General features: G+C 48.7%; 29 protein-coding genes. 17 read left to right on the top strand and 12 right to left on the bottom strand.

Translation table 11 applies throughout. The features are described from left to right. Positions 1 to 208, bottom strand: a 208-nt coding sequence (locus F566_RS0112785; protein WP_020406688.1) for a transposase domain-containing protein, incomplete at its 3' end; no start/stop codon positions are given. 269 nt (positions 209 to 477) lie between these two features. Here F566_RS0112785 and F566_RS0112790 point away from each other — a divergent pair. The 5 genes from F566_RS0112790 to phoU all read left to right on the top strand — a co-directional run bounded on the left by F566_RS0112790 (position 478) and on the right by phoU (position 8,201). Beyond that, positions 478 to 2,175: a TIGR03545 family protein gene (locus F566_RS0112790; RefSeq protein WP_020407385.1), complete on the top strand. Its 1,698-nt coding sequence runs from the start codon at positions 478 to 480 to the stop codon at positions 2,173 to 2,175. A 282-nt stretch (positions 2,176 to 2,457) separates the two neighbouring features. Then, on the top strand, positions 2,458 to 4,734 hold the full coding sequence (locus tag F566_RS0112800) for an ABC transporter permease subunit (RefSeq protein WP_020407386.1): 2,277 nt from the start codon (positions 2,458 to 2,460) through the stop codon (positions 4,732 to 4,734). Positions 4,735 to 4,789: 55 nt separating this feature from the next. Further along, complete coding sequence (pstA, locus tag F566_RS0112805; protein WP_020407387.1) at positions 4,790 to 6,457, top strand: phosphate ABC transporter permease PstA; 1,668 nt, start codon at positions 4,790 to 4,792, stop codon at positions 6,455 to 6,457. Positions 6,458 to 6,498: 41 nt separating this feature from the next. Next, on the top strand, positions 6,499 to 7,365 hold the full coding sequence (gene pstB / locus F566_RS0112810) for a phosphate ABC transporter ATP-binding protein PstB (protein WP_020407388.1): 867 nt from the start codon (positions 6,499 to 6,501) through the stop codon (positions 7,363 to 7,365). 110 nt (positions 7,366 to 7,475) lie between these two features. Further along, entirely contained in the window at positions 7,476 to 8,201 is a 726-nt protein-coding gene (gene phoU, locus F566_RS0112815; RefSeq protein ID WP_020407389.1) for a phosphate signaling complex protein PhoU, read from the top strand. A gap of 74 nt (positions 8,202 to 8,275) precedes the next feature. Here phoU and pepA read toward each other — a convergent pair whose 3' ends face one another. Continuing rightward, positions 8,276 to 9,058, bottom strand: coding sequence for a flocculation-associated PEP-CTERM protein PepA (gene pepA / locus F566_RS0112820; RefSeq protein ID WP_020407390.1), 783 nt, complete (start codon positions 9,056 to 9,058; stop codon positions 8,276 to 8,278). Between the two features lie 331 nt (positions 9,059 to 9,389). Between pepA and F566_RS0112825 the strand changes: the two genes are divergently transcribed. Then, positions 9,390 to 10,241 (top strand): DUF2059 domain-containing protein, encoded by an 852-nt coding sequence (locus F566_RS0112825; RefSeq protein WP_020407391.1) that lies wholly within the window; start codon positions 9,390 to 9,392, stop codon positions 10,239 to 10,241. A gap of 173 nt (positions 10,242 to 10,414) precedes the next feature. Here F566_RS0112825 and F566_RS0112830 read toward each other — a convergent pair whose 3' ends face one another. Further along, positions 10,415 to 10,741 (bottom strand): DUF6471 domain-containing protein, encoded by a 327-nt coding sequence (locus F566_RS0112830; protein ID WP_020407392.1) that lies wholly within the window; start codon positions 10,739 to 10,741, stop codon positions 10,415 to 10,417. Positions 10,742 to 10,900: 159 nt separating this feature from the next. On the opposite strand from F566_RS0112830, the gene F566_RS0112835 reads away from it, so the two are divergent. The 9 genes from F566_RS0112835 to F566_RS0112875 all read left to right on the top strand — a co-directional run bounded on the left by F566_RS0112835 (position 10,901) and on the right by F566_RS0112875 (position 18,686). Continuing rightward, entirely contained in the window at positions 10,901 to 11,305 is a 405-nt protein-coding gene (locus F566_RS0112835) for a DUF2170 family protein (protein ID WP_020407393.1), read from the top strand. 1 nt (position 11,306) lies between these two features. After that, a complete protein-coding gene (locus F566_RS0112840; RefSeq protein WP_020407394.1) occupies positions 11,307 to 11,996 on the top strand; it encodes a PspA/IM30 family protein in 690 nt (229 codons plus the stop codon). A 3-nt stretch (positions 11,997 to 11,999) separates the two neighbouring features. Next, positions 12,000 to 13,028 carry a potassium channel family protein gene (locus F566_RS0112845; protein WP_020407395.1) on the top strand — a complete coding sequence of 343 codons (1,029 nt, stop codon included), beginning with the start codon at positions 12,000 to 12,002 and terminating at the stop codon, positions 13,026 to 13,028. Between the two features lie 37 nt (positions 13,029 to 13,065). Continuing rightward, the gene (locus F566_RS0112850; RefSeq protein ID WP_020407396.1) at positions 13,066 to 13,704 is read left to right on the top strand and encodes a YjfK family protein; all 639 of its coding nucleotides are present in this window, start codon (positions 13,066 to 13,068) and stop codon (positions 13,702 to 13,704) included. Between the two features lie 76 nt (positions 13,705 to 13,780). Next, the gene (locus tag F566_RS0112855) at positions 13,781 to 14,188 is read left to right on the top strand and encodes a DUF350 domain-containing protein (RefSeq protein WP_020407397.1); all 408 of its coding nucleotides are present in this window, start codon (positions 13,781 to 13,783) and stop codon (positions 14,186 to 14,188) included. Positions 14,189 to 14,198: 10 nt separating this feature from the next. Further along, complete coding sequence (locus F566_RS0112860; RefSeq protein WP_020407398.1) at positions 14,199 to 14,810, top strand: DUF1190 domain-containing protein; 612 nt, start codon at positions 14,199 to 14,201, stop codon at positions 14,808 to 14,810. Between the two features lie 2 nt (positions 14,811 to 14,812). After that, positions 14,813 to 15,979, top strand: a complete 1,167-nt coding sequence (locus F566_RS0112865; RefSeq protein WP_020407399.1) for a glutathionylspermidine synthase family protein — start codon at positions 14,813 to 14,815, stop codon at positions 15,977 to 15,979. A gap of 287 nt (positions 15,980 to 16,266) precedes the next feature. Beyond that, positions 16,267 to 17,640 carry a sodium:proton antiporter NhaD gene (gene nhaD / locus F566_RS0112870; protein ID WP_020407400.1) on the top strand — a complete coding sequence of 458 codons (1,374 nt, stop codon included), beginning with the start codon at positions 16,267 to 16,269 and terminating at the stop codon, positions 17,638 to 17,640. Positions 17,641 to 17,738: 98 nt separating this feature from the next. Beyond that, entirely contained in the window at positions 17,739 to 18,686 is a 948-nt protein-coding gene (locus tag F566_RS0112875; protein ID WP_020407401.1) for an alpha/beta hydrolase family protein, read from the top strand. Here F566_RS0112875 and F566_RS0112880 read toward each other — a convergent pair. The 5 genes from F566_RS0112880 to F566_RS0112900 form a co-directional block, all read right to left on the bottom strand. Next, positions 18,683 to 19,045: a histidine triad nucleotide-binding protein gene (locus tag F566_RS0112880; protein WP_020407402.1), complete on the bottom strand. Its 363-nt coding sequence runs from the start codon at positions 19,043 to 19,045 to the stop codon at positions 18,683 to 18,685. The two genes, F566_RS0112875 and F566_RS0112880, sit on opposite strands and share 4 nt — an antisense overlap. 45 nt (positions 19,046 to 19,090) lie before the next feature. Beyond that, positions 19,091 to 20,350, bottom strand: a complete 1,260-nt coding sequence (locus tag F566_RS0112885) for an FAD-dependent monooxygenase (protein ID WP_020407403.1) — start codon at positions 20,348 to 20,350, stop codon at positions 19,091 to 19,093. A gap of 140 nt (positions 20,351 to 20,490) precedes the next feature. Beyond that, positions 20,491 to 21,021: an aminoacyl-tRNA deacylase gene (locus F566_RS0112890; protein ID WP_020407404.1), complete on the bottom strand. Its 531-nt coding sequence runs from the start codon at positions 21,019 to 21,021 to the stop codon at positions 20,491 to 20,493. Positions 21,022 to 21,252: 231 nt separating this feature from the next. Beyond that, on the bottom strand, positions 21,253 to 22,542 hold the full coding sequence (locus tag F566_RS0112895; protein ID WP_033416221.1) for an OmpA family protein: 1,290 nt from the start codon (positions 22,540 to 22,542) through the stop codon (positions 21,253 to 21,255). A 71-nt stretch (positions 22,543 to 22,613) separates the two neighbouring features. Further along, a complete protein-coding gene (locus F566_RS0112900) occupies positions 22,614 to 23,432 on the bottom strand; it encodes a mechanosensitive ion channel family protein (protein ID WP_020407406.1) in 819 nt (272 codons plus the stop codon). A gap of 307 nt (positions 23,433 to 23,739) precedes the next feature. On the opposite strand from F566_RS0112900, the gene F566_RS0112905 reads away from it, so the two are divergent. Continuing rightward, positions 23,740 to 24,402 (top strand): class I SAM-dependent methyltransferase, encoded by a 663-nt coding sequence (locus F566_RS0112905; RefSeq protein WP_026179972.1) that lies wholly within the window; start codon positions 23,740 to 23,742, stop codon positions 24,400 to 24,402. A gap of 490 nt (positions 24,403 to 24,892) precedes the next feature. Here F566_RS0112905 and F566_RS37335 read toward each other — a convergent pair whose 3' ends face one another. From F566_RS37335 to F566_RS0112920, 4 genes are all read right to left on the bottom strand, one after another. Further along, complete coding sequence (locus F566_RS37335) at positions 24,893 to 25,072, bottom strand: hypothetical protein (RefSeq protein WP_020407408.1); 180 nt, start codon at positions 25,070 to 25,072, stop codon at positions 24,893 to 24,895. 105 nt (positions 25,073 to 25,177) lie between these two features. Continuing rightward, entirely contained in the window at positions 25,178 to 25,426 is a 249-nt protein-coding gene (locus F566_RS38330; protein WP_020407409.1) for a type II toxin-antitoxin system YafO family toxin, read from the bottom strand. Further along, complete coding sequence (locus F566_RS0112915) at positions 25,423 to 25,608, bottom strand: hypothetical protein (protein WP_020407410.1); 186 nt, start codon at positions 25,606 to 25,608, stop codon at positions 25,423 to 25,425. Before F566_RS0112915 ends, F566_RS38330 begins: the two co-directional genes overlap by 4 nt. Continuing rightward, positions 25,599 to 25,913 (bottom strand): hypothetical protein, encoded by a 315-nt coding sequence (locus F566_RS0112920; protein WP_020407411.1) that lies wholly within the window; start codon positions 25,911 to 25,913, stop codon positions 25,599 to 25,601. The genes F566_RS0112915 and F566_RS0112920 overlap by 10 nt, the downstream gene beginning before the upstream one ends. A gap of 11 nt (positions 25,914 to 25,924) precedes the next feature. On the opposite strand from F566_RS0112920, the gene F566_RS0112925 reads away from it, so the two are divergent. Continuing rightward, positions 25,925 to 26,260, top strand: coding sequence for a hypothetical protein (locus F566_RS0112925; protein WP_020407412.1), 336 nt, complete (start codon positions 25,925 to 25,927; stop codon positions 26,258 to 26,260). Positions 26,261 to 26,414: the final 154 nt, after the last annotated feature.

Here is a 26,414-nt window from a genome sequence, read left to right on the forward strand (position 1 = left end):
CATGCACGGGTTCATCCCGAAACATTGCCATCCCCAAGACAAGCCAAAGTACTTGGTCTGATGGTAGTCGGCGCCTTCTAATCGTCGCGGAGGCACTCAAACGCAGTGCAGATTCAACCCATTCGACGGGGATGTTTTGAGTAAATGAGCTGAGGTCTGAGAAGTTAAAGAGGTCGCTGAGGTCGAGCAGGTCTTGCTGAAAATCCATAAAAAATCCGATGATGTTTCCATCATTGGATTTTCTATTAAGCCCTGCGCTAACTCAAACACTTAAGTGAACAGCATTGCGCCTTCGGGTGGCTTTTTTTATGACTGAGTGAAACTTAAATTGTTCTCATACACATTTGATCTTCCTGTTGGTATCTTTAGCTCGTAGCGTTATTCCTATTGCTATAATCCTTTATCAGAGAATATTGGTGATCTGACAAGAAAGCAGACACCGTCTTTGATTCAAAAAGAAAACTACAAGGATCTGTCATGCGAGCTTTGAAGCTGATTGGTTATTTGGTGGGCCTGTTATTACTGGTCGTCATCGTGGCATTGTTCTTTATTGATGTCATTGTTAAGTACGTAATTGAAGAAGAGGGAACCAAGGCTGTGAAGGCCAGGGTTGAACTGGACTCGGCTGATGTCAGGTTTTTTCCCCTTGGAGTATCCCTTGAAGGTCTGAAAGTGACTAATCCGCAGGAGCCGTTGACCAATGCTTTTGAAGCCGGACTGATTGATGCAAATGTTGCCTTCAAGCCTTTGCTGAAATCCAAGGTGATTGTGGAAACCGCGGCCCTGACCGGTATGAAATTTAACACCGCTCGTGAACAAAGTGGTGCGGTTCCCGGATTAACGCCGCCCCCAAGTAGTGAACCTTCGATCCTGGATAAGCTTAAGCAGGACTTCAAGTTACCAGCCTTTCAGGTACCTGATCCTGATCAGCTTCTGGCCCAGGCGGATCTTCAGACCGTGAAGCTGGCTAATGAGTTGCAGAACTCCATCAGCCAAAGCAAGCAACAATGGAATGAGCGCATTGATTCTCTGCCGAACAAGGAAACCCTTGAAGGATACAAACAAAGGATCAAAGTGCTTAAAGAATCCAAGGACCCATTGAAGCGTATTCAGGCTCTGAAGGATGTGGCGAATATTCAGAAAGACGTTAAGAAAGATCTGGATAAGATCAAATCTGCCCGTGAGGATCTGAAGAAAGATATTGCCGGGCTGAAATCAGATATTGCCAAGGTGAAGGCAGCGCCCAAGCAGGACATCGATAAGATGCTGGGAATGGTTGGCCTGGATGCCAATGCAGTTCAGGGGCTTGCCAAAGGACTCTTTGGTGATGAAGTCGCCCAGTGGATCGGTAACGGTTATGCCTGGTATGAAAAGCTTCAGCCATATATGAGTGGAGGTGGGGAAAAAGCTGCCGAAGAGACACAGGCTGCTCCGGATACCACTGACTATAGTGACGGACTTCCGAAATTTCTCGTTAAGAAGTTGACGCTGGATGGGGAGTTACCGTTTCCAGGGGAAAGAGTGCCTTTTGGCGGAGAGTTCACTGACCTGACTGATCAGGCATCCGTATGGGGCAAGCCGGCTCAACTGGCTCTAAGCAGTCAGGCCAAGGCGATTGGTGGAATGGAATTCAAAGGTATTCTTGATCATGTGGTGCCGGCCAAGGCCAAAGACACCTTTAACTTCGACCTGAAGGATCTGCCTATCCAGGATATCGTGTTTTCCGATCGGGAAGATTTTCCTGTCACAATGGCTAAGGCCTTGGCGGTTGTGGCAGGGCAGGCGGTCATTCAGGACGGTAATCTGGATATGAAGGTGGATACCCGGTTTCTGGAAGTGGAAATGGCGAACTTGCTCAGTGGTGATTCTGCCCCACTGAAACAGGCGATGATCGATGCCCTGCAAGGTCTTGATACGCTGGATATCGTTGTGCTGGCCACCGGTGCTTTGAAAGACCCGGAAGTAAAAATGTCCACCAGCCTGGATAAAATTCTCAGTCAGAGTATGCGTGGTCTGATAAAAAAGGAGCAGGATAAGTTGACTGGGAAATTACAGGGCAAATTGAATACCCTGGCGGACGAAAAAGTCGGCGGGCTCAATTCTGAGCTGAGTGGTCTGGTTGATCTCAACGGGTTGCTGGGAGATCGGATCGGCGATTTTTCCTCTCTCTTGTAGGCGGTAACTCCTGGCCGTCATTTCTTCGTAAAGCAAATATGACAGTGCTGTAACAATACTGTCATATTTGCTGGTTAAGGTGTGCCTGAATAGTCCAGACACAATAAAACTTCACACTTTCTTTCTTCACTTCCGGATGCTGGCGCCTCTCGGAAGTTATGTCATGGGACAAGTTACTCTGGATTTTCAGGTTTCAGCAGTGGGTAAATTTAGCCCCACCGCTGGGCTCAATAATATCCACTACTGGGTTGAAAATAGTACCACCACTGTTAGGAAAGCATGATGAACGAGGTCGTCACGGCAAAGGCTCCTGAGTTGGATTTTGATACTCCACAGCTCAAGCGTTACAGAAGTGCAAGGGCATTGAAGGACAAGATTGCCAAATGGTCCATTGCTGCCGGGGGAGTCAGTGTCATTGTTGCGGTGACGCTGATATTTTTCTACCTGCTCTATGAAGTCATGCCACTCTTCAAGTCGGCAAAAGTGGAAGCGGTTGCCGAATACCAGGTTCCTGCAGAAGGCAGCACCCTGTTTCTGGCAGTGGAGGAACAGGCTGAAAAGGCCCTGAGGCTGACGGCCGATGGTCAGATCGTATTTTTTAATACTGTAGATGGCACCATTGACTCACAGTATCGATTACCTGTTCCTGATGGTATCTCTGTCACCAGTGTCAATGAAGCCGCTGCCGGAACCCGCACTCTGGGATTGGGTTTCAGCGACGGTTCTGTAATTGTCATCAAACACAACTACAAAATCACCTGGCCGGATAATCAGCGGCTGATTACGCCTGTTCTGGAATATCCCTACGGAGAAGAGCCATTGGTTCTTGATAAGGACAATGGGCAAGCGATCAAGTCGATTGCTATCCGGGATAATGATGACTTCCTGTTTATTATTGCATCGACCCAGAACAACCAATTAAGAGCTTCTTATTTCGAAAAGAATGAGAACTTCATTACTGGTGAAGTAACTCTGGAAGAATCCGACGTAGTGATGCCGGCAATCAACGGCGAAATCATATCCATGCAGCTCACACCTGATACCCGCTGGTTATACGTGGCAACGGGCAACGGTAAGCTGGATATGTATGATTTGAAGAACAGGATGTTCCCGGACCTGAACGCCAGGGTGGATGCTGTTGCACCCGGTACCGATATTGTCGATATGCGTTTCCTGCTTGGCGGTATATCTCTGCTGGTCGCCAATGATCAGGGCGCGATTGTGCAGTGGTTTCCGGTGCGGGACATAGACAATGAGTTCCATCTTGAAGCCGTGCGCCAGTTCCAGGTTGAGGGAGGTAAAGTTTCTCAACTCGGAATAGAGGAGCGTCGTAAGGGCTTTTTTGCAGTTACCGTTGATGGTGAGCTTGGTCTCTATAATTCAACAGCTTCCCGAGAAGCGCTGTTTGAAGACCTTGTAGATGTCGAGATTGCTCATGCCACTATGGCGCCACGTGCCAACTTCATGTTGTTTGAAACAACAGATGAGCGCATTCACTTCTGGAAGGTGGAAAACGAACACCCTGATGTTTCCTGGTCCGCACTATGGAATGAAGTTTGGTATGAGGGATACGAAGAGCCGGACTTTATCTGGCAGTCTTCAGCGGCCAACAATGATTTTGAACCTAAGTATAGCTTGGTGCCTTTGGCTTTCGGTACCTTGAAAGCGGCTTTTTATGCCATGCTGATTGCCATGCCGCTGGCGATTTGCGGGGCACTTTATACCGCGCATTTCATGTCACCCACAATGCGACGCAAGGTGAAGCCTGCCATCGAACTGATGGAAGCTCTGCCAACCGTTATTCTGGGCTTCCTGGCCGGTTTGTTCTTTGCTCCTTTTATGGAAGCAAACCTGCCTGGTGTTTTTGCCATTCTGCTATTGATGCCGGTTGGCATCATCGCTTTCGGTTTTCTATGGTCCAACCTGCCACCGTCCATTCGTCTGGTTGTTCCTGATGGGTGGGAAGCGGCCCTCCTGATTCCGGTGGTGCTGCTGATTGGTTGGCTGTCATTTATTGCCAGTCCAGGTCTGGAAACCGTGTTGTTTGATGGTGATATGCGCTCTTGGCTCACTAATGAGGTCGGTATCGATTTTGACCAGCGAAATGCGCTTGTGGTTGGAGCCGCGATGGGCTTTGCGGTGATCCCGACGATCTTTTCAATTACCGAAGATGCGGTGTTCAGTGTGCCGAAACATTTGACCTATGGATCATTGGCGTTGGGCGCAACTCCCTGGCAAACCATGGTCAGAGTCGTGCTGCCGACGGCCAGCCCCGGGATATTTTCGGCTGTCATGATTGGTTTGGGACGTGCTGTAGGTGAAACGATGATCGTGCTGATGGCCACTGGTAACACGCCGATCATGGATATGAATATTTTTGAGGGAATGCGGACACTGGCGGCCAACATTGCGGTGGAAATGCCGGAATCGGAAGTGGGAAGCTCTCACTTCAGGATATTGTTCCTGGCAGCGTTTGTGTTGTTCCTGTTCACCTTTGTGGTCAACACGCTGGCAGAATTTGTCCGACAGAGACTGCGTAATAAATACAGTGTCATCTAACTCCGGTTAGATGCTTGGTTAACGAATACTCCTGATAAACGATAGAGATACATCGATGCGAGTTTCAGTAAAAGAGTGGACTGCCAAAGGTGACCCCTGGGTCTGGTTAAATGCCGGTGCTGTGGCGATCAGTCTCGTGATGGTTCTCGGGCTGTTATTGTTGATTGCGGTTCGTGGGTTATCCCACTTCTGGCCACACAGCATAATGGAAGCGGAATATATTGGTGATGACGGAAAAGTCAGCCTTCTGATTGGTGAAATAGTGGAATCGGAAGACGTGCCCACCGAACAATTGCGCCACAGTGGTGTAAAGGTTCCAGAAGGTGAGGGTGAGTTTCTAGAGCGTCTGCTGATTAAAACCGGCAACCGTGATGTTCTGGGATTCGACTTCCGCTGGGTGTTGGCGGCTAAGCTCCGTGACCGCCGTTACCCGGAAGAAATCATGGCCATTGAGCGTCGTGAATGGGGGAATTTCTACGGTTATCTTGAAGATGTTAAAGAGTCTGGAAATGTTGTTGCCAGTGGTCCGGAGGCCTGGGAGGAATTTCAGAGCCGCATCGATCGTGCATTAGCTTTGCATGAAGAAATCTATGACATTGAAAAGCATCAGATCGGTAGTGTTAATTACACGCTGGAACGACTGCGGCTGAAAGAACGGCGACTGGAGCTCGAAGGCGACAAGAGCCCGCAAGTGATGGCAGACATCAGTGCTGAACGGGCTGAACAGGATGTGATCTACCAAGCTTTGCAGGAAAAGCTGGCGGATCTCTATTCTCAAGTCAATCGCGATGCCATCACGGCTCGTGCCATGAACGGAAATGTCATTGAAATTCCCTTGTCCAAGATCGTTCGGGCTTTTCAACCCAACGGGATGGGACTCTTTGAAAAAATTGGATTCTACTTCTCAAAAGTCTGGGAATTTATCAGCGATGATCCCCGTGAGGCGAATACCGAAGGCGGAATCTTTCCTGCTATATTCGGTACGGTGCTGATGGTCATTATCATGTCGGTGATGGTGACTCCACTTGGCGTTGTGGCTGCAGTTTATCTTCGTGAATATGCACATCAGGGGGCTCTGACCAGGATCATCCGTATTGCAGTAAATAATCTGGCCGGTGTTCCTTCCATTGTGTATGGAGTATTTGGTCTGGGCTTTTTCATCTACTTTCTGGGAAGCAACATCGATGATGCTTTTTACCCGGAAGCTTTGCCTTCACCGACCTTTGGTACGCCTGGTTTGATGTGGGCATCTATTACCCTGGCGATCCTAACGCTGCCGGTGGTTATTGTGGCCACGGAAGAAGGCTTGGCCAGGATTCCACGTTCCATGAGGGAAGGCAGTCTTGCCCTGGGCGCAACCAAAGCAGAAACCCTGTGGCGAGTGGTCATTCCGATGGCGAGCCCTGCCATGATGACCGGGGTAATTCTGGCCATTGCCCGTGCAGCGGGTGAAGTCGCGCCTCTGATGCTGGTGGGGGTGGTTAAACTGGCGCCTTCACTGCCGCTGGATGGTAATTACCCTTATCTGCACCTGGATCAGAAATTTATGCACCTGGGCTTCCATATTTATGATGTTGGATTCCAGAGCCCGAACGTTGAAGCGGCGCGCCCGCTGGTTTATGCCACCGCCCTGCTGTTGGTTGCTGTTATTGCACTGCTAAACTTAAGTGCAGTCGCAATTCGGAACCGCTTGCGGGAAAAATATAAAGCACTGGAAATGTAATTCAGTTTTAAAGATCACAGAACCCTGGCGGGAGAGCTGTAATGAATGATTCTATGACCCAAGCCAAAGCAGAGCAGGAAAACAAAGCCCGGACCCATGGTATTGATATCAGTGCCATTGAGCGTTCAGCTGAAGACATTTCCATTGATGAGGAAACCGTTGCTCTGCAGGTGAACAACCTCAAACTTTACTACGGTGAAAAGGAAGCTCTACATGGCATTGACATGCAGATTCCACAAAAACGCGTGACGGCTTTTATCGGGCCTTCCGGGTGTGGTAAATCCACACTGCTGCGTTGCTTTAATCGCATGAATGATCTGGTAGACGGGTGTCGAATTGACGGCAGAATCATGCTGGAAGACCAGAACATTTATGAAAAAGGCGTTGATGTGGCTGAGCTGCGTCGTCGTGTCGGCATGGTGTTCCAGAAGCCGAATCCGTTCCCCAAAAGCATTTATGAGAATGTCGCGTACGGCCTGCGTATTCAAGGTATCAACAAGAAGCGTGTTATTGATGAAACCGTGGAATGGGCATTGAAATCAGCGGCCCTGTGGGATGAGGTCAAAGACCGGTTGAATGATAGCGCTCTCGGGTTGTCTGGCGGTCAGCAACAGCGTTTGGTTATCGCCAGGACTGTAGCGGTCAAACCTGAAGTGTTGCTGCTGGACGAGCCCGCTTCAGCACTTGATCCTTTATCAACACTGAAGATTGAAGAACTCATCCATGAACTTAAGGATGAGTACACTATTGTGATTGTAACCCACAATATGCAGCAGGCAGCCCGGGTGTCCGACTATACTGCCTTCATGTACATGGGGGACCTGATTGAGTTCGGTAGCACTAACCAGCTGTTTACCAATCCTGTTTGCAAACAGACGGAAGATTATATTACTGGCCGTTACGGGTAATTGAGAAAGTGTCTGGTTCTAAATCAGAGTCTCATCATTCAAAAGCACATGATGATAGTCAAAGCTTTGAAGAATTTGCCGCAGGCGCTTACATCGAAAGGATCATAAATATGGCTCAAAATAGTGATGTCCATTTGCAACATATCTCCCAGCAGTTCAACACGGAGCTGCGGGATCTGAGAAATCATGTTCTGGTGATGGGAGGTCTGGTAGAGAAACAGGTTTCCGATGCAACTTTGTCACTTGTGAATGCGGACTCTGAATTGGCGCAGCTTGTGCGGCAGACGGAAGATGATATTGATAAGCTGGAAGTGACGATTGATGAAGAATGCACCAGGGTTATAGCCAAGCGCCAGCCAACAGCCAGTGATTTACGATTGGTAATGGGGGTGGCCAAGATGGTCAGTGATCTGGAGCGTATTGGTGATGAGGCAGAGAAAATTGCCAAAATCGGTATCCGGCTGACAGAGGAAGGTCAGGCGCCCAGAGGTTATGTGGAAGTTCGCCATATCAGTAATCATGTGGGGCAAATGGTGCACGATGCGTTGGACGCATTTACCCGTTTCGACCTTGATCTTGCCTTAAGGGTCATGAAGGAGGACAAAGCCGTCGACACGGAATATAAGTCTGCGATGCGTTCCCTGGTGACTTTTATGATGGAAGACCCGAGGAATATTACGGGCATCCTCAACATTATCTGGGTTTTGCGTTCACTTGAGAGGATTGGGGATCATTCACGAAATATTTGTGAACACGTCATCTACATGGTGAAGGGCAAAGACGTTCGCCATGCATCGCTCGAAAAAGCAGAGCAGATTATTGAAGACAAAAGATAGAATTTAAGAAAGATTCATACCAATAAAGGCGCCTTCGCAGGCGCCTTTTCTATTTCTGGCATTAAGCTGGGGGATTAAGCCTTTTTACGCTTACTGCGTGAACTCAGTCCCAGTCCCATCGCTGCGACACCAAGAATTGCCAGCGAACCAGGCTCTGGTACAAACACGGCACTAACGTCACCAGTGATGGTTTGTGTTCCGGTTGGATCGAAAGTGTCAAAATCTCCGTCAACATTGACGCGAATATGGAAAGGATCTGGTGAAACGAAGTAATCAGACCCTTTGCCGCCGTTGTTGACGTCACTCAGTACAACATTCTCGAACAGCAGGTCAAAGAATCCACCGGCACCAGTCAGCAGTCCTGTACCTTGAGCCAAATCAAAGGTAGAGGCCAGCATGAAGTCGTCACTGTCGTTTGATAGGGTCACATCGTCTAATGCTGTTGCCCCTAAAGTGCCAGATGTATCGTTGTTACGATCAAGATATAGCTCAATTGAGCCGTTGTTGGCATTAAATTGAGTAATATCAGAATTGACTGCGCTTACAGTACCGGCAGACTTGAAAATGGCATAAATCTGATAGGAATCCCCAATGACAGAGTCTGAGCCGCGATCAGTCGTGCCTTCATTGGAAAAAAGTTGGCCGATGGTTGCGAAACCAGTGGTGACAAACCCGCCAGCGCCGTCAAAGGTGAGTTTCTCAGAGTAGCCACCGTTCAATTTATCGACAGTTAACAGAGTGCCACCGTAAGGGGTTTCATCAACTGTAAAGTCGAGGAATTCGGCATTTGTCTGTAGAGAGGTGATAGAGATAAGAGATGCTAAGCCAATAGCTCCTAGCGCACTTTTTGTAGACATTGAATCGCTCCTTAATTACCAATGTATGTTTTTTTGTGCACGCGGACATTAGCAGAAGTCATGCCGTTTAAATAGAGTGTTCTTATATTCAATAGGATATAAATAGTTATTTATTATCACTTTTTGAAGTTGTAAATATTGCTGACGTTAAGCGGCGAAATACAGATCAATATCTGATCGGGTGTCAGAAAAATTAGCACCTTGGCTGGTGCTTGGTGAGCAGCCATCGTTGAATTGTTTGAATTTGTAAGCTTCGGGCTTGTTCTGCCGGTGGTCATATCTGGTGTGGCTATACTGAAAGCAGATACTCTGTTTTGGTAGGAGGGGTATTATGCGTCGTCAGTGGATGTCTGCGTTTATATTATGTTTGTCAGTGGTATCGGGCTTGTTACTGATACCCGGCCGGTCTGCCTGGGCCTCAACAGACGATGCGTCACGGTTATCCTTGAGATTGCTCAATCAAAGTGGGCTTGCTGAATGGTTGGTCCACTATCCTGTCATGCTGAAAAACGGGTTAAGGCACAACGTTGAGCGAGTGGGAATGCCGGATGGTGTGGCCCGGATGTTTGAAATTGCGGTCGATGGAACCTATAACGTTGCTGATGTGAATGAGGAAGTGCTGGTAAGAATAGAAGCTGATATGTCGCGCCAGCAGATGCAGGATATATTGACGTGGTATCGCTCTCCTGTGGGCCGTAAGGTGAGTCAGGCCGAAGCGAATGTGATAAGCGACAGTGAATACAGCCGATTACAGCAGACGTTGGGCGATCTGACTCAGCAATATGCCGGTACGGATAGAGAGCAATTGTTTGCGGCCTTTGATCGGGCTACCCGGGCAACGGAATCCATGCTGGATAATACCTTGGCCGTTGAGCTGGCGATGGCAGCCAGTTTATCTGCATTGGTGAAAGGTTCTGATCTGCCGGACTTCTCAGAGCTTAAAGCGCTGCTGTCCGAGCGTCGAAAGATGCTGCGTGGACAGGTTGGTCAGCAGGTGTACATGAATTATCTGTATACCTACCGGGATCTGTCGTTACAGGAGTTGCGGAAGTACATTGCATTTGCCCGCTCTGAAAACGGAAACAGATATCTCGAAGTTGTCAGTAACGCTGTATTTGAAGTGTTGGAAGAGCATTCAGCCAAGCTGGGGCGTCGGTTAAATCCCGACTTTGTGGAGGGCTAAAAAAACTCATTCACCGGCTGGGAGGAGGTGAGATTGCCGGTGAATGAGGGCTTGGCGTAGCTGCAAGCACTCAGGCTGATATCGCCCGATGTGTTTTGCTGTTATGCAGGCGTACTATAGAACGAGTGGGAAGTTCGACCTTTGACTCAGGTCAAATCTCCGTCTATCGCCTGTTATTGATACTTTGTTGCTTCGTCATCAGGAATCTTCCATTCTGTGCTTTCACCGCCTGCAGAATCCAATACCCGCCTGATCAGGGTGTGACTAAGTCTTGTCACATCGATGATTGCCAGGAAGAGATCTGTGGAAAGAATCCCTTTATTCAGTTTGGCGCGAAGATTGTCGGCAGTCAGTTCAATACGTCGGTGCTTTTCCAGTAATTCCGACAGCTGAATGTAGGTAATGTTTTTCTTACGCAGTTCATCGCGTACAACGGTGCTCAAAGCGTCGCGATAACGCCCAAGGCTGGTACGGTTCTGTAAACTCTGTTTATGGTTCATTCTGCGTTGCCTGGTAAAGTGGCTGTGATTTTCATTATGACATGCAGGTGGTTGCTCTTGGCAATATTTCGTTAATTATAATTTACGCTTGACACACTCTATTATGTTAGTAGAGTGTTAATTATATTTCACGCATTCACTGCACTAAGGTAAGACTTTATGCCCTGGAACACAGACAATGTATACCAGCTTCTGGCCCAACAGCCTGGGTGGGTTGTTGAAAAAGAAGCTCATGGCGCACTTTATGTGACCAATGAAGATGGATTTGATGCTTTTGTCGTGGCGACTGAAAAGCAATTGATTGTGGAGTCACCTCTGTTCCCACTGAGCAGTGTGACGGATGTACCGGCGCTGGATCATTTGATTCTGCGCTCTCACCAGTTGCTGCCGCTGACAACTGTCGGTATTCGGCAGATCGATGGGGAAGACTACTATGTGGCGTTCGGATCTTTGAGTGCCGAAAGCAAGGACTCGGTACTTATCGAAGAAGTGGAAGCTTTGTTCGATAACATTGGGGAATTTCTGGAGCTATACAGCGAGTATTTAAATCAGGAGGCCGCATAGTATGAGTTTTAAAAAATTATGGACAGCCCTGAAAGGGGGCGTCAACGAAGCCGCCGAAGCCGCCGCTGATACTCAGGCGATTCGCATTCTTGATCAGGAAATTCGGGAAGCGAAGAACGAGCTTCAAAAGTGTGACCAGCAACTGACCACCATTATGGGTAAGCGTAAGCTGGCTGAGAAAAAAGTGACCTCTCTGCAATCCGACATTGAGCAATATACATCGCATGCGCTGAAAGCCCATGAACAGGGCAATATGGAGCTGGCTGAGAAAGCGGCAGAGCGTGTTGAGGAACTTGAAAACACGATGGTGACAGAACAGGAAATGCTGAACGGCTTCCTGAAGTCTGAGAAAGTTCTGAAAGCGGATATCGCCAAGGCGAAAACCAATGTCAGACGTATGGAGCAGCAAATTGACCAGATCAAGGCGACTGAATCCGTGCAAAAAGCTCAGGTGGCGATCTCATCGCGTCATATGGGAGCTAACAGCAAGGTCAAAACGGCGCTGAGCAGTCTGGATAGAGTGAAGGCCAAACAGGCCCAGCGTAGTGCTGAACTCGAGGCCGCAGCTGAACTGGCAGAAGCGGAGTCCGGTGGAGATCTTGATGCGGATCTGAGAGCGGCCGGCATTGTTCCGGGTGGTTCCACCAGTGGTAAAGATAAACTCGCGGCACTGCTTGCTAAAAAGAGTTAATGGATGTTGGTGTTTCTAAAACTGCGCCGTCTTATGACGGCGCTTTTTGTTAAAACAAATTGGTTAAATGTTCTTCTCGCAACTGCCATTTATGCATTCTCCAGCTATGCCTTCATGTTGCTGGCCGGTGAAGACGATCTTCTCTCCATCACCACTTTTATCTACTGGTTAGTTGTTACAGCCTCAACGGTTGGCTATGGGGATTATTCGCCTGCGACTCCTCTGGGACGGATGATTGTCACTTTCTGGGTCATTCCGATGGGGTTGAGCCTGTTTGCCCTTGTCGTGGCTCGGGTTGGTATGTACGTGTCTGATTTGGCATCGCGAGGAAGAAGAGGTTTAAAAATGCTCGATATTCAAGATCATACTGTCATTATCGGTTGGCATGGTAACCGTACCGTCAGACTGATCAATCTGATTCTGGACCAGGCTGATAATGCGCTTTCGAGAATTGTCCTCTGTACAACAGAAGACATTGAAAATCCGATGCCTGATAAGATCGATTTCGTTAAGACAACCTCCTTTTCGGATGAAGAAGGAATGAGCCGTGCCTCATTGCCGTCTGCGAAGAGGATCATCATCGATACCACTCTTGATGACGTTACCCTGACCACGGCGCTGTACTGCCATAAAGTCAATCCTCAGGCGCATACAACCGCCTATTTCCAAGATGAAAAAATTGGCGAATTGCTCAAGTCTCATTGCGGAAGTATTGAATGTATTCCGTCGGTTTCGATCGAAATGCTGGCGAAATCGGCCGCCGATCCTGGCTCCAGTCAGCTGCATATGCAATTGCTCGACAGTACCTACGGGATGACTCAATACAGCATTCTTTATCAGGGAAACAGCCTGGAGCTGAAACAGCTTTTTGATCATTTCAAACATAACCTTTCAGCCACCCTTATCGGGGTTAGACGAAACGGGAATGCCAATATTGATATCAATCCGCCATTGTCAGGCATGATCGATCAGGGTGACTGCATATATTACATCGCGGAGAAACGCTTAAGCGCCGCTCAATGTTTCAGTTAAGCCATTTGTTGTCGAAATACCTGAATAAAGGATAAGTATGTTTAAAAATTGGTTTGGAAAACCCGATGCTCCGACCACTCCATCAATCATGGGATTGGGGCTGAAAGGCAGCTTTGAGGTCGATTCACTTCTCCTGGAACTGGTGGAAAGTGAAATGCTGATTGAGGGATGTGCCCCAACCCAGATTATTCAGGCCGTGGGGCTGGTTGAGCTGGATGGCTCTTCGCTGTTTCGGTTTTATACTGACGATGACGCTTGGTTGCAGGTAGTCGTGCAGGGGGCGCATGAGCCTCAAAATGTGATCGATGTTAAGCTGTTCCACTATTGGAGCACGCTGGACATGAGTGACCAGACTTCCTGGGATCATTACCTGAACAATGTCATTGGCGCGCCGGAATATGAACTGGAAGGGTATCGTTTCGCCAGAACCTGGGAATCGGCCAGCCATATTCATCCTCCTGTTCACATGAGGGAGACTACCTTTGACGGCAGCGCCGACAAATCTGTGACTGATCAATTTGTCATGTTGTACGAACGACCGCTTTCAGATGGCTCCACCGAGTCTCTGTTCCTGTCCGCTGAGGAAACAGAAACCGCGCCGGGCAAGCTGGAGCGCTGCATGGTCATCAGTACTGGTATGACCCTGACTCCGAGCCAAATCACGATTCATGGATAAGTGAAAGTCTCGATCAGACAAACGCCGCAACCAATTAAAACCTTCTGATTAAAAATTCCAATTTGAGGACTTCTACATGGACCAATTGCTGTCAGCTATTGCTAATTTTGCCATTTACTTTTTCTCCGGATTAATTGCGCTCATTATTTTCAAGTTCTGTTATGCGCTTGTTACTCCCCAGGACGAGTGGAAGCTGATAAAGGAAGACAGGAATATTGCAGCGTCAATCGGGTTCGGTGGCGGCATTCTCGGTTTTGCCATCGCGCTCTCCGGCGCCATCAGTAACTCTGTTTCGTTTGTTGATTTTATTACCTGGGCTGTTGTAGCCCTTGTGGCTCAGACGATTGCTTTCGCGATTGTTCGCTTTGGTTTTATGCCGAAGATTGTAGAGCGGATTCAAAATGAGGAAATCAGCGCCGGTATCATGCTGGGCGTTGTCAGTGTGGCCGTAGGAATGCTGAATGCTGCGAGCATGACGTACTAAGGAGCCAGCAATGAAACGATCCAAAAATATTGATATCGACCGTTTGAGAAAGCGCCCCCAGAGTTTCGCTAAGGCGCCCCTGGCGATAGGCGTTACTTTAGCGACTGTGAACCTTGCCGGCTGTGGTTCCGAAGAGCAGGTTAAAGTCGTTTCGGGGATTAATGACTGTTCGCGCGATACTCCGCTGTCCATGAGCCAGTGTCAAGCTGCCTATGAACGAGCGTTGGTGGAAGCGGAACGTACGGCTCCCAAGTATCGTAGTGAGCAGGAATGTGAGTCTGAGTTTGATGAATGTTATGAGACCTACACTGGACAGTATGCGCCTGTCATGAGTGGTTTTGTCGTCAGTGCTGAGGACGACGATGAGTTAATTGATATTGATTACCATGCCCCGGTATACCGCTACCATCGGCCCTTTTCTCCGCGGGATGACTGGTATTACCTCGGTGATGGCACTGCGGTAGGCAAAGCGGGCAAATCTACCTACAAACTGCCGACGAAATCAGTGACCACGAAACTGCCCACGATGACGAAAACCGTTCAACGGGGAGGGTTTGGTTCAACGGCTTCTGCCAAGTCTTCCTGGGGTGGCGGTTCGCGTTCCGGTGGCTGGGGAGGTTAGGCGTGCTCAGGCTTCCAATTCAGGAGCGACCTGACTGGAAAAATCGGGCTGATGAGTATGGATTTGTCTTCCATACAATGTATGGGGATAAATACTGGGACGAGTCTGCCTATTACCAGTTCTCTCTGCAGCAGATAGAGCGGGATCTTGAAGATCCGTCCGAAGAAATTCATCAAATGTGCCTGGAGGTTGTCGACCGGGTATGTGCTGATGATGAATTGATGAGGCGTTTCTGTATTCCTGAGACACACTGGGATTATGTTCGTGATTCCTGGATATTGCGGCATCCCAGCCTCTATTCACGGCTTGATTTTGCCTATGATGGTGTCGGACCGGCAAAGCTCTACGAGAACAATGCCGACACTCCTACATCCTTGTATGAAACAGGGTTCTGGCAATGGCTGTGGCTGGAGGACAATGTCAACCGTGGCGCTCTGCCAAGGTACTCAGATCAGTTCAATTCATTGCAGGATAAGCTGATCAGTCGTTTTGCTGAAATGGCATCGCAGATGCCCGGTAGCATTCTGCATTTTGCCTGCAGTAAGGATACTGCTGAAGACAGGGGAACGGTTCAGTATCTGGAAGACTGTGCAAATAGCGCTGGTCTGGAGACTCGGTTTGTCTACGTAGAAGATATTGGAAGGGATGCTGCCGGTCGATTCACGGATCTGGATGATGTCGTAATCGACTGGATCTTCAAGTTATATCCATGGGAGTTCATGCTGGCGGAAGAGTTTGCGGATATTTTGCCACAGAGTTCGACCAGGTTTATTGAGCCGCCCTGGAAAGCTCTGCTTTCAAATAAAGCGTTGCTACCTATGCTGTGGAGACTGTTCCCGAATCATCCCAATCTATTACCGTCTTTCTTTGAGGACGAACTCAAGCTGGCTGGTGACTATCCTGATCTGGTCAAGAAGCCTGTATTTTCTCGTGAAGGGGCTAATATCACGCTGATTCACCAGCAATCAGAAGTGATGAAGTCAGATGGGCCCTATGGAGAAGAAGGGTTTATCTACCAGGCGGCTCGTTTGCTTCCACGTTTTGGCGATAACTATACGCTTATCGGCAGTTGGTTGGTGAATGATAAAGCTGCGGGTATTTCTGTGCGTGAAGACAGCGGGCCGATTACCCAGGATATGAGTCGTTACTTGCCTCACATCATTGCCTAAGCGGCTGTTTAACCTTCTTGACCGACCTTCAGCATCAAGGGGAGGCTTTCTCCCCAGAGTCTCCCTGATGCCTCTCTCGGGCGATCACCACTCTTGATAGTCACTGACACTGCGTCGTTTTCAATGCTGATTTGCAAAGGGCATTGATTACCGCCACTAAGTCTATCTACAATTTTCGTTTTGCCGTTGGGCAGTATTTCAGGCAACTCATATTATCGGGTTCTGTTGAAGTGCGAGCTTATTCAGTAGAGCATGGGGTTTCTCACTAAAGACTCAGGAATGATCAAATGAAGTGGCTAATGTTACCGTTAGGGATTTTATTCGCCGGTATTGTGACAGCATTTCCTGCTGCCGCCTCCAATAATGGCTTTGAGGTGATGGATGCGACGGACCATACATTGGGATGGGTTGCCGTTGGCATATTTGTTCTTGCCTATATTGCTGTGATGGCTGAAGAAGTGTTGCAACTGAGAAAATCCAAACCCGTGATATTTGCCGCAGGAATAATCTGGGTGCTGGTGGCTATCGTAGCGCAACAAATGGGCATGGAAGCGGAGGATATTCAGAAGGCTGTGTCGCACAACCTACTGGAATACGGGGCGCTCTTTTTATTCCTGCTGGTGGCCATGACGTTTATTAACGTCATGGAAGAGAGGCATGTCTTTGAGGCACTGAGATCTTACCTGGTATTGAAAAACCTGAGTTTCCGTAAGCTTTTCTGGGTGAGCGGTGCCCTGGCGTTTGTTATATCACCTATTGCAGACAACCTGACAACAGCTCTGTTGATGGGGGCGGTGATTATGGCTGTGGGAGGCAATAACCGGGGCTTTGTTTCTATCGCCATGATCAATGTCGTCATTGCTGCCAATGCTGGCGGAGCCTTCAGTCCCTTTGGCGATATTACTACCCTGATGGTATGGCAGTCCGGACTGGTCGAATTTGAAGAGTTCTTCGTGTTGTTGCTGCCTTCGTTGGTCAATTTCCTTATCCCGGCTCTGATTATGAACTTCTTTATTCCCGAAGGATCACCGAAAGGTGAAGGGGGATATGTCCCTATCAAACGGGGAGGTTTGAGGGTTTGTTGCATGTTTATTGCCACCATCGCTCTGGCGGTCAGCTTTGAGCGCTTTTTCCACCTACCGCCATTTCTCGGCATGATGACCGGAATGTCGTTATTGATGTTCTTTGCTTTCTATCTGCGGGTAAGTGGTACAGAGGCGGATGATATTCAATTCGATATTTTCAGACCTGTCGCCAGGGCCGAGTGGGATACTCTTCTGTTCTTTTTCGGGGTGATTTTTTGCGTCGGTGGTTTGGCATACCTTGGTTACCTGCAGGTGTTGTCACATCAGATGTATGATGCCTGGGGGCCGACAGTGGCCAATATTGCGGCTGGCACGATTTCAGCGGTCGTGGATAACATTCCGGTGATGTTTGCCATTCTTACCATGAGGCCGGAGATGGATATCTCCCAGTGGCTGCTGATTACCCTGACGGCCGGGGTAGGGGGAAGTCTGCTTTCTATCGGGTCCGCTGCCGGCGTTGCCCTGATGGGACAGTCAAAAGGTCAGTATACGTTTCTTACCCACCTCAAATGGTCCTGGGCGATAGCGCTGGGGTATGCCGCGTCAATTGGGGTACACCTGATGATCAATGGATGATTCACGTTTATCGACAGAGTTCTCATTACGGTTCACGGCAGATTATGCCGGAGATGTGGGGGTGTTAGGATGACCGGTAAATAATAGAAGGATAAGTGATGACAACCGATCAGGCCGCACCGGAGGCGATAGAAGTCACAGCAGACGATGCTGTCTCTTCCACCATGATGTTCTACCGTGGAGAGACAGAGAACCATGAAGAATCTACTGCAGAGGGTGATAAAATCACGCCGGTGATACTGGGAATGCCCGCGATGGGGGTAAGGGCCAGCTACTATGAACCTCTGGCCAGAAATTTCCAGAAACTGGGGCTTCATTTTGCCAGTGGTGAATTACGAGGGGTCGGCAGTAGTTCAATACGAGCCTCCAGAACATCCAATTTCGGGTTTCTGGACATGATCAACAGAGACTGGCCGGCTTGTATTGAGGCTCTCAGACTTCGTTGTCCCGGAGCGCCTATCTGGTTGCTGGGGCACAGCCTTGGCGGTCAATTGAATGCTTTGTACGCCGCAACCCATCCTGATCTGGTGGCTGGGCTTATCCTGATATCCTCCTGTACGGTGTATTACCGGAATTATCCGCATCCATATCGCCTGTGGCTTTCCACGCAGGCCCTGAGGGTCATTGCAGAACTGAATGGATATTTGCCCGGTAAACGTATTGGTTTTGCAGGAACTGAGGCGCGCCGGGTGATCCGGGACTGGGCAAGAAATGCACGGAGTGGGAATTATCGTCTGGAAAACAGTCCACTTGATTACGACAAGTTGTTGCAGAGAATCCGGCATCCGGTGCTTGGGGTGTCTCTTGCTTCCGACGAATTGGCACCACCAAAAGCCGTTGACCATCTATGTGGAAAAATGCCGCTGGCAAAGCTGGAGCGCTGGAATTTTGAGGAGGGAGAGCTGACTCCGGAAAAGCTGGATCACTTCAATTGGGTGCGCCATTCTCAGGGTCTTACTGAGCGCATTGTCGATTGGATGGGACATCAGACTGCAGCCGGTAAGCATTCATCTGATGTCTTTAGCGCCGCATTGTTGTCTGACTAAACCTTGAGTTTTTCGCTATAGGGAGGCCATCCCATAGGTTTTCCGGCCAGTACATGGAGATGAATATGAAACACCGTTTGTCCTCCATGTTCATTGCAGTTCATCACGGTGCGGAATCCATCCTCAGAGAAACCCATGGACTTTGCCAGTTTGGCTGCTACCAGGTAAAGGTGGCCAACCAATTCCCGGTCAGCTTCAGCGATATCATTCACTGTGGCGATAGTTTTTTTGGGAATCACCAGAAAATGCACCGGTGCTTGTGGGTTGATGTCATTGAAGGCCAGGCTCAGATCATCTTCATAGATAATGTCTGCCGGAATCTCTCGATTGATGATTTTTGTGAACAGAGTTTCTGACATGCGGTGTCGTCCTTTTATGTTGGCTTGTTGTATGGTCTCTGACGTTTAAGACAGACCCATGGCATACTTGAGTACCTGCTTTTTGGCAGGCTTTAAATGACCGGCGGCAGTCAGCCCCAGATTTCTGATAAGTTTGACCGGGCCGAGATTGTTACTGAAGGTGTAATAAAAACCGTCCATAAGGGTCATCATACGGAAGTTTGCCGGACGCCTCAGGCGTTCGTACTCCGCCAGGCTTTCCTGGTTGCCTGGATCTCCCGTATTATTCATTGCCTGGATGATGATATCTGTCAGCGCTTTGGCATCCTGAAATCCCAGATTAACTCCTTGACCCGCCAGTGGATTGATCGTGTGAGCGGCGTCTCCAGCCAGGACGACACGTCCGCGAAAGTATTGCTGAGCATGTCGCTTAACCAGTGGAAAGCTTCCCCGGCCGAGAATCTGTTTTACAGTAGGGAGGGCCTGAGGAAACTCATGTTGGATGGCCTGGATCAATTGATTTTCTTCCATTGCCAGGAGCGGGGCCAGTTTGTCCGGGTGATCGTACCAGACCAGTGAACCATAAGTCGTTCCGTTGATAGTGGGCAATGGCAGATAGGCTCTTGGGCCCTGAGGGGTAAATTCCTGCCAGGTGATGTCCTGATCCGGGCCTTCTGTAACGACAGATATCACCATGGCGTGCTGGTGATAGGCATCGCTGGTTATCCCCAGGTGAGCTTTCTGGCGTACGACAGAGTTTGCCCCATCTGCGCCAATCAGAAGTCGAGTTTGCAAAGTGGTGCCGTCACTCAATTGAATCGTTACCTGGTCATCCAGAGGGGTAAAATCCTCTATGTGAACATTTTCAAATAGCGTCACCTGATCTGCGGATTGCCATTGCTGCTGAAGTCCCAACTGGATCACCCGGTTTTCCACAATGTGTCCAAGGTGGGTCGTGCCAACCTCGCTTGAACTGAACTCGGTTTTGTTAGGCTGCCCGGGAATCAGCGCATTTATGGCCTTTGGGAGTCTTTCCCAGACAGCCAGCCGGCAATAAGGCTGGCTTCGCATGGACTGTATGGCTTCCCAGGCATTAATGTCCTGCAGCAGGCGTTCGCTGCCGTGGTTCAGGGCAGAAACCCGCAGATCCGGCTCTGCATCAGGATCAAATGGAGTGGGAAGCTTTCTTTCTATGATGCCCACAGACATTTCCGTTTTTGCCAGAGCTGCTGCGATGGCTCCGCCCACCATCCCGCCGCCAACGATGACGACATCAAATTCCAGTGGGGAAGGCATTTCTGAAAGTGGCGAGTTCATTTCCGGCATAAGGCTGATCCAAGACTAAATCAGGCCTAATGATAGGGGGTATCAATCGTTTTGCCCAGAGTCTGATTAGCCCGGGGTGGGTAAAGAATGGACAGGGCCGCCAGAAGACTCCGGCGGCTTGAACCACTTACGCTCTGGAATCAGGCGTGGCGGTGCACCTGTAATCTACCCAGACGATGACGTTGCAATGGTGGAGTGGCTGAGGGTTTAACAAAGCCTTCGGTTATCGCAATCGGCTTGACCAGGTCAACATAATCGGACATGGACATCGTTAGTGTTTCTGAGTGAGAACCGGCACTGAAGGCAATATTATCCAGATTGCGCAGCTCCTCATCCATGTAAACGGACATGCCGAAAAGGTTGCCAAAGGGGGGCATGGCACCGAGTTCGCAGTCTGGAAAGGCATCCTGGAACTCTTCTTCATCAGCCAGTTCGATAAAGTCTGTACCCATGGCCCGGCTTAACCGGTCCCAGCGAATTCGGGAAGTGGCCGGCATGACGGTCATGGACATTTTACCATCCATCATGATGATGACGGTTTTTGCCAGCATTTTGCCGCAGATATGCGCTGATTGTGCAATTTCCTGCGCGGTATAGGCTGGTGAATGCTGCGTCAGGACATAGCGTACCTGATGAGCGTCGAGAAAGTTTTTTAGCGATTCTACCGGCATAAGGCACCTCCAGCCTGGTAAATAAACAATCTCTCATCGTTGCTCCTCGTCGAAGCAGATGACACCGATACGGGTATACCGCATCGGATGAAAGTGTCCCTAAACTTTAAGATAGACCAGAATTTTGGGGCTGACTTGTGAAATCCAGTTATTTTTTGTGAACAACGTGGCAACAGAGACAAAAAAAAGGGCCATATCGGCCCTTTGTCAGTCTGAAAGCGAACTTGCGTCTTATTGCTCGACCCGTTTGGTGGCACTGACGTTAGCGACGACCCGGCGGTTTTCAGCACGGCCGGCAGCAGTATCATTGTCTGCTACAGGTTGTTCTTCACCGTAGCCAATGGCTTGAATCCGACTTGCCGAAATGCTGTAGTTATCGACCAGGTCTGTTTTCACAGCCTCAGCCCTGCGTTGGGACAGCTGTTTGTTGTAGTCAGCATTACCACGGTCGTCCGTATGTCCTTCAATGACAGCATTGGTATCTGGGTACTGTCTCATAAAGGTGGCAAGCTTGCTGATTTCAGACGCGTGTTCATCCGTAATTTCGGCTGAATTGGTGGCAAAGTTGATGCCCAGGTCCATGGAAACAGCCTGTTGCAGTACTATGCGGCAACCGCGGTTATCCACTTTAGCGCCTTGAGGGGTGGACGGGCAGGCGTCCAGACCATTGGCAATACCGTCTTTATCTGAATCCAGAGGGCAGCCACGACTGTCCACTTCGGCTTTGGCCGGAGTGTTCGGGCATTTGTCAGCGTTATCTGCGACACCGTCACCGTCTTTATCACCGGTGACAGGGCACCCTTCTGCATCTACACGAGTTCCAGGTTTGGTGTTGGGGCATTGGTCATCATTATCCATGACACCATCGTTGTCCGAGTCTCTTTCGATCTCGCAACCTTCAGCATCCACCTCAACGCCATAGGCAGTGCCGGGGCAGGCATCGTCGTCATCGTAGACGCCGTCGCCGTCCGAGTCTTCCGGTTCCATGGAGCTGCCGCCCAGCATGGCCACTAAGCCAAGGTTCATTGTGGTGTCTTTGGACTCATCTTCTTCGCCGTAGACGCCGCGCACGTCAAATCTCAGGTCCAGAGCTTCACTGATCTCGTGTTTGATACCTGCACCGAGATTGTATTGGGTCTCATGTTGTTTGTTGCCATTGGGATAATCAAAGTCATTGTTTGATACGCCACCAACGATAAACGGACGCCAGACATCGTCTGTGTTGAAGTGAATCAGACCGTCCAGCCGGTAGAATTTCTGGTCAACTTCAAATGAGTTGTCATTGTCACCTTCCAGATCGGCAATACCTGCAACCACTTCTGCCGAAAAACGGCGGTTGAAGTCATAGCCGAGGCCAATCCCGTAGTTGGGATCGTCTTCAAGTTGGCGTTCCTGGTCAAAAAAAGTGTATCCCAGCAAGCCGGTGAGATAAGCACCGGAATCGCGATCCCTGGACCAGGTGGGCGACGATGCGAGAATAGCGCCTGCAGTCAGCAGAACGGATAAAGTTTTGAGTTTCATAGCGACCTCTTTCCTGTGTTTCGCCGGGAGCAATCCTGCCTGCATCATGCTTCCCGAAATTCCTGGTTTTCTTATTGGGTTTCCTGGTAGATGTGAACATCTCTCTGTGGGAACGGTATTGAGACGCCTTCCTCGTCGAAACGTTTCTTGACGTTTTCCTGCATATCGAAGTAGATACCCCAATAATCCTCAGCCGCTGCCCAGGTTCTAACGGTGATATTGACGGAGCTGTCGGCCAGCTCTGATACCACCACGACAGGAGCAGGGTCTTTCAATATACGGCTGTCCGCTTCAATCAGCGAATTGATCACGCCCTTGGCTTTGTCGATATCATCACCGTAGCCGATACCAAACTTCATATCTACCCGGCGGGTGGATTCGGCACTGATATTGATCAGTGGATTATTGGATAGGTTGGAGTTGGGAATAATGACTTTACGGTTGTCGAAGGTCATCAGGACAGTCGTAAAAATCTGAATTTCACGAACCGTACCCACAAAACCGGCACCTTCAATGACATCGCCAACCTTGAAGGGCTTGAAGACCAGAATCAGTACGCCACTGGCAAAGTTGGACAGATTCCCCTGTAGTGCCAGGCCAACTGCCAGGCCGGCTGCACCGAGAACTGCAATGAATGAGGTCGTTGCGATGCCCACCATGGACGCCACACTGATCAGCAGTAATGCTTTCATCAATACTGATGCAAGACTGTGAACAAATTTGGTCAGGGTGGGGTCAAATTTCTTCTGCAGACTTTTATCGGCAAACATGAGTACCCGGTTGATAATCCACATACCGATAACGAGTGTCAGTATGGCAAGGATCAACTGGGGGGCGTACTCTATCGCCAGTTCAATGGCTAATTGGACGTACTGGTCGACATTGTCCATAGGGGCTCCTTATATGGCAGTTGTCGGTATTTTTCGAATTGAGGTTGTATTGGTTCTTTTGGGATTTTTCAGTCAAGTCTATCAGAACCTTAAGACAAGCCAACTGTTTTGTTTGTGGTAAGTTTAACCGTCATTTCCAGCGTTTGGGATACGTTACTACCCTGAGAAACGATCAGTTTACGAGTTGGTTTCTGTTTGGCGAGCACTTTATAATGCCGGTTCGAATACAGGTTATCAGCTTATTGCCGGGCGAAGTATTGGCCAGCTGACTCCTATTTCACAGAAACTCACGAAAGCACGTCATCATATGCCCATAGACGAATTAGCTACCGCCCTCGAAAAACGCCTGCAGGAAACACTTCCCAATGGCCGATTGATTGCAACCAGATTGTCGCTTGCACCTGAGATTCAGTTATATCTGTTTGATCCGCAGTCGATGGAGGTTCCGTTGACCCACGATCAGGCACAGGCCGTTGTGGCAGAGCCGGCTTATTGGTGTTTTTGCTGGGCCAGTGGGCAGGTATTAGCGCGTTACTTGTTGGATCATCCGGAACTGGTGAAGGGAAAAACTCTGATAGATGTGGGATCTGGTTCTGGAGTGGTGGCAATCGCAGCGGCGATGGCTGGTGCTGGAAAAGTGATAGCCGTGGATATTGATCCTGCGTCACGACATGCGATTGAAGTGAATGCAGATCTGAATCAGGTGAGGGTAGAGGTGAGGGAAGCTATGCCGGTTAAAGGCCTCGAGATAATCACGGCAGCAGACATCCTCTACGATCGCGATAACCTAACATTGCTATCTGAGTTTCGTGATAAAGCTGAGAGGGTTGTTCTGGCAGATTCCCGAATCAGAAATCTGCAGGCTGATGGATATAATCTGGTGACAACAAAAGAAGCCACCACCTGGCCGGACTTGAATGAGTTTGAGGAATTTAATCAGGTCAGGATCTATCTCGCCGGAAATGTTTGAACACCAAGTGCCTTTTAGCGGATAAAGAAAAAGCAGGCGAAAAAAAAGGCAACATACGTTGCCTTCTAATAAATAGGTCGATGACATCCTGGTCTACCAATCCTTGGTTAAGCGCGTTCCTCGCGCTTACATGAATCCCTGTAAAATAAGAGTCCCTTAAGCATAGTCCCTTATCCTTGCTTCCCTTCACATCTTGTGAAGAAGCCATCCTGGAGAATCCATCCCTGCCGTCCCTGACAGGAGCCACTATACTCGTCTTCATGTGACGTTTTTGTGACCGAGTCGACTAATGTGTCTGGGGTATGAGATATTGAATATCTAAAAAATCTTTAAAAATCAATCGATTGGATATTTCTCAACGATTTCAGATGCCGCTCGTACAACAATGTCTCATCATTTCCTACAGTGATGTAAGAGATATCTCACAAGAGGATGGGGATATTTCTCAGGAGATGATTTCTCCTAAGTGCAGCTAGTAACGGGTAACTATTTACGAGGCTGCAGCTTGTTGCGCCTCTTCAGCTTTGACTTCTTCAAGGCGTTTTTGTGCATCAGGTGACAGCTTGACGTGCACATGGGACATTCCCTTTTTGTATTTCAAACAATTCCGATTATAACCATCTATCAAAATCTCTCTAAACCGCTCTGCTATTTTTTCCAAAGAGATCATGACATCGCGATCTTTATCCGTTCCTTTAACCTCGTCCGGGAGGCGAGGGTTCCAATGTTTTACTATGGATATGATGAGGAAGGTATTTTTGTCAAAAAATCCAGGTCAATAGACGATAACTTGGCCTGATGTCCTGTCAATCTGCGCCAATCGAAGCGGAAACCCTTGTGGATTATAATGCACATGTTTCAATTCCACATATCTGCTGTCATGCGAGTGAGTATAAGGAAAATCTCTCCCAAACGTTCTAGGGAGGCTTTTACCTGACTTGAGATCGACAAACTCAGCCTTCAGTATCGCGGCCCGTCGCTCTCCCAACAATTTATTTAGAGTGCTATGTACATATACCTTCACCAGCCGCCATCCTTTGTATCCTTTTCAGATTTTTCCATCGCATCAGCAATCCTGCTAAGCTCTTCCTCACTGATGTATAACTTCCTATTCTTAGGATCAGCTTTATTCCCAACATACTCACAAATTTCTATAGGCTTCTGCTCTGCTGTTTTGGGTGGGATCAAAGTACGTTTTATTTCCATTCCTCAGCATCTCCCTCATCGACGTCCTTCAGCTTTTTTGCCATCTTCTGTGCAATCTCTTCGAGATCTATATCTTCCCCCATCATTTTTGAGGGAGTATCGTTGATCTCGGTAGTACCCCGTTGCATATAGTCATAGGCGTCGAGTATTTCTTCATAATCGTGCTTGGCAGAAGCATAGAAAATAATGACGCCATCTGACGTAACTGCAATCGTATTGCAGTCGAGTTTTTGAAATGCCCCGGCTGGATCTTTTGAGAACTCCTCAACGGTCATAGAGTGTTCTGCATACACTTTATCTGACATGAATTACCCCTGTGTGGTACAAAAAATCAGTGTATCCAATTTTTGACGAAGTACGCGAGCATGCGTTACCCGACCATGATATGTGCATCATGGAGCCAGTAGTGTTGGCTTTGAACAGAGATTCGAATGAACTCATGGGAGACCCTGTCCATAGTCTTGGCGAATATCCGAAAGGACAGGGATACTCAAGGAACCAGAATGATTTGGAAATCGGGAAAATGGACTATTTTATAGAAAGAAACATTCACCCTACCTTAGATTGGTTCAGCCCAAAATTACCTCAGCATAAACAAATCGCAGCAGTCGCTCCCGTTGATCCCTATGCGGACGTTAGGCATCCGTTATGAATATCGAGCAATATAAATATTTATGTGGTCGAAGTGAGGAAGGTCAGTAAACCTATGCAAAATGCACGTAGAAGCGCACTTTTAGGTCGTATTTTGATCAATATTAAAAGGTGTGGAAATATCGGCATTTTTTACAGCCTCGTTATGCATCAAG

The organism is Hahella ganghwensis DSM 17046, assembly GCF_000376785.1.
Classification (GTDB): domain Bacteria; phylum Pseudomonadota; class Gammaproteobacteria; order Pseudomonadales; family Oleiphilaceae; genus Hahella; species Hahella ganghwensis.

What these genes read in the sequence shown, in the direction of transcription:
- F566_RS0112890 (WP_020407404.1), bottom strand. Translation starts at nt 21,021, where the DNA reads ATGCCGGTAGAATCGCTAAAAAACTTTCTCGACGCTCATCAGGTACGC.
- F566_RS0112850 (WP_020407396.1), top strand. Translation starts at nt 13,066, where the DNA reads ATGTTTAAAAATTGGTTTGGAAAACCCGATGCTCCGACCACTCCATCA.
- pepA (WP_020407390.1), bottom strand. Translation starts at nt 9,058, where the DNA reads ATGTCTACAAAAAGTGCGCTAGGAGCTATTGGCTTAGCATCTCTTATC.
- phoU (WP_020407389.1), top strand. Translation starts at nt 7,476, where the DNA reads ATGGCTCAAAATAGTGATGTCCATTTGCAACATATCTCCCAGCAGTTC.
- F566_RS0112900 (WP_020407406.1), bottom strand. Translation starts at nt 23,432, where the DNA reads ATGGACAATGTCGACCAGTACGTCCAATTAGCCATTGAACTGGCGATA.
- F566_RS0112920 (WP_020407411.1), bottom strand. Translation starts at nt 25,913, where the DNA reads ATGTCAGATAAAGTGTATGCAGAACACTCTATGACCGTTGAGGAGTTC.
- F566_RS37335 (WP_020407408.1), bottom strand. Translation starts at nt 25,072, where the DNA reads ATGATCTCTTTGGAAAAAATAGCAGAGCGGTTTAGAGAGATTTTGATA.
- F566_RS0112860 (WP_020407398.1), top strand. Translation starts at nt 14,199, where the DNA reads ATGAAACGATCCAAAAATATTGATATCGACCGTTTGAGAAAGCGCCCC.
- F566_RS0112855 (WP_020407397.1), top strand. Translation starts at nt 13,781, where the DNA reads ATGGACCAATTGCTGTCAGCTATTGCTAATTTTGCCATTTACTTTTTC.
- nhaD (WP_020407400.1), top strand. Translation starts at nt 16,267, where the DNA reads ATGAAGTGGCTAATGTTACCGTTAGGGATTTTATTCGCCGGTATTGTG.
- F566_RS0112885 (WP_020407403.1), bottom strand. Translation starts at nt 20,350, where the DNA reads ATGCCGGAAATGAACTCGCCACTTTCAGAAATGCCTTCCCCACTGGAA.
- F566_RS0112880 (WP_020407402.1), bottom strand. Translation starts at nt 19,045, where the DNA reads ATGTCAGAAACTCTGTTCACAAAAATCATCAATCGAGAGATTCCGGCA.
- F566_RS0112915 (WP_020407410.1), bottom strand. Translation starts at nt 25,608, where the DNA reads ATGGAAATAAAACGTACTTTGATCCCACCCAAAACAGCAGAGCAGAAG.
- F566_RS0112845 (WP_020407395.1), top strand. Translation starts at nt 12,000, where the DNA reads ATGTTGGTGTTTCTAAAACTGCGCCGTCTTATGACGGCGCTTTTTGTT.
- F566_RS0112875 (WP_020407401.1), top strand. Translation starts at nt 17,739, where the DNA reads ATGACAACCGATCAGGCCGCACCGGAGGCGATAGAAGTCACAGCAGAC.
- F566_RS0112790 (WP_020407385.1), top strand. Translation starts at nt 478, where the DNA reads ATGCGAGCTTTGAAGCTGATTGGTTATTTGGTGGGCCTGTTATTACTG.
- F566_RS0112905 (WP_026179972.1), top strand. Translation starts at nt 23,740, where the DNA reads ATGCCCATAGACGAATTAGCTACCGCCCTCGAAAAACGCCTGCAGGAA.
- F566_RS0112825 (WP_020407391.1), top strand. Translation starts at nt 9,390, where the DNA reads ATGCGTCGTCAGTGGATGTCTGCGTTTATATTATGTTTGTCAGTGGTA.
- F566_RS0112840 (WP_020407394.1), top strand. Translation starts at nt 11,307, where the DNA reads ATGAGTTTTAAAAAATTATGGACAGCCCTGAAAGGGGGCGTCAACGAA.
- F566_RS0112800 (WP_020407386.1), top strand. Translation starts at nt 2,458, where the DNA reads ATGAACGAGGTCGTCACGGCAAAGGCTCCTGAGTTGGATTTTGATACT.
- F566_RS0112835 (WP_020407393.1), top strand. Translation starts at nt 10,901, where the DNA reads ATGCCCTGGAACACAGACAATGTATACCAGCTTCTGGCCCAACAGCCT.
- F566_RS0112895 (WP_033416221.1), bottom strand. Translation starts at nt 22,542, where the DNA reads ATGAAACTCAAAACTTTATCCGTTCTGCTGACTGCAGGCGCTATTCTC.
- F566_RS0112830 (WP_020407392.1), bottom strand. Translation starts at nt 10,741, where the DNA reads ATGAACCATAAACAGAGTTTACAGAACCGTACCAGCCTTGGGCGTTAT.
- pstB (WP_020407388.1), top strand. Translation starts at nt 6,499, where the DNA reads ATGAATGATTCTATGACCCAAGCCAAAGCAGAGCAGGAAAACAAAGCC.
- pstA (WP_020407387.1), top strand. Translation starts at nt 4,790, where the DNA reads ATGCGAGTTTCAGTAAAAGAGTGGACTGCCAAAGGTGACCCCTGGGTC.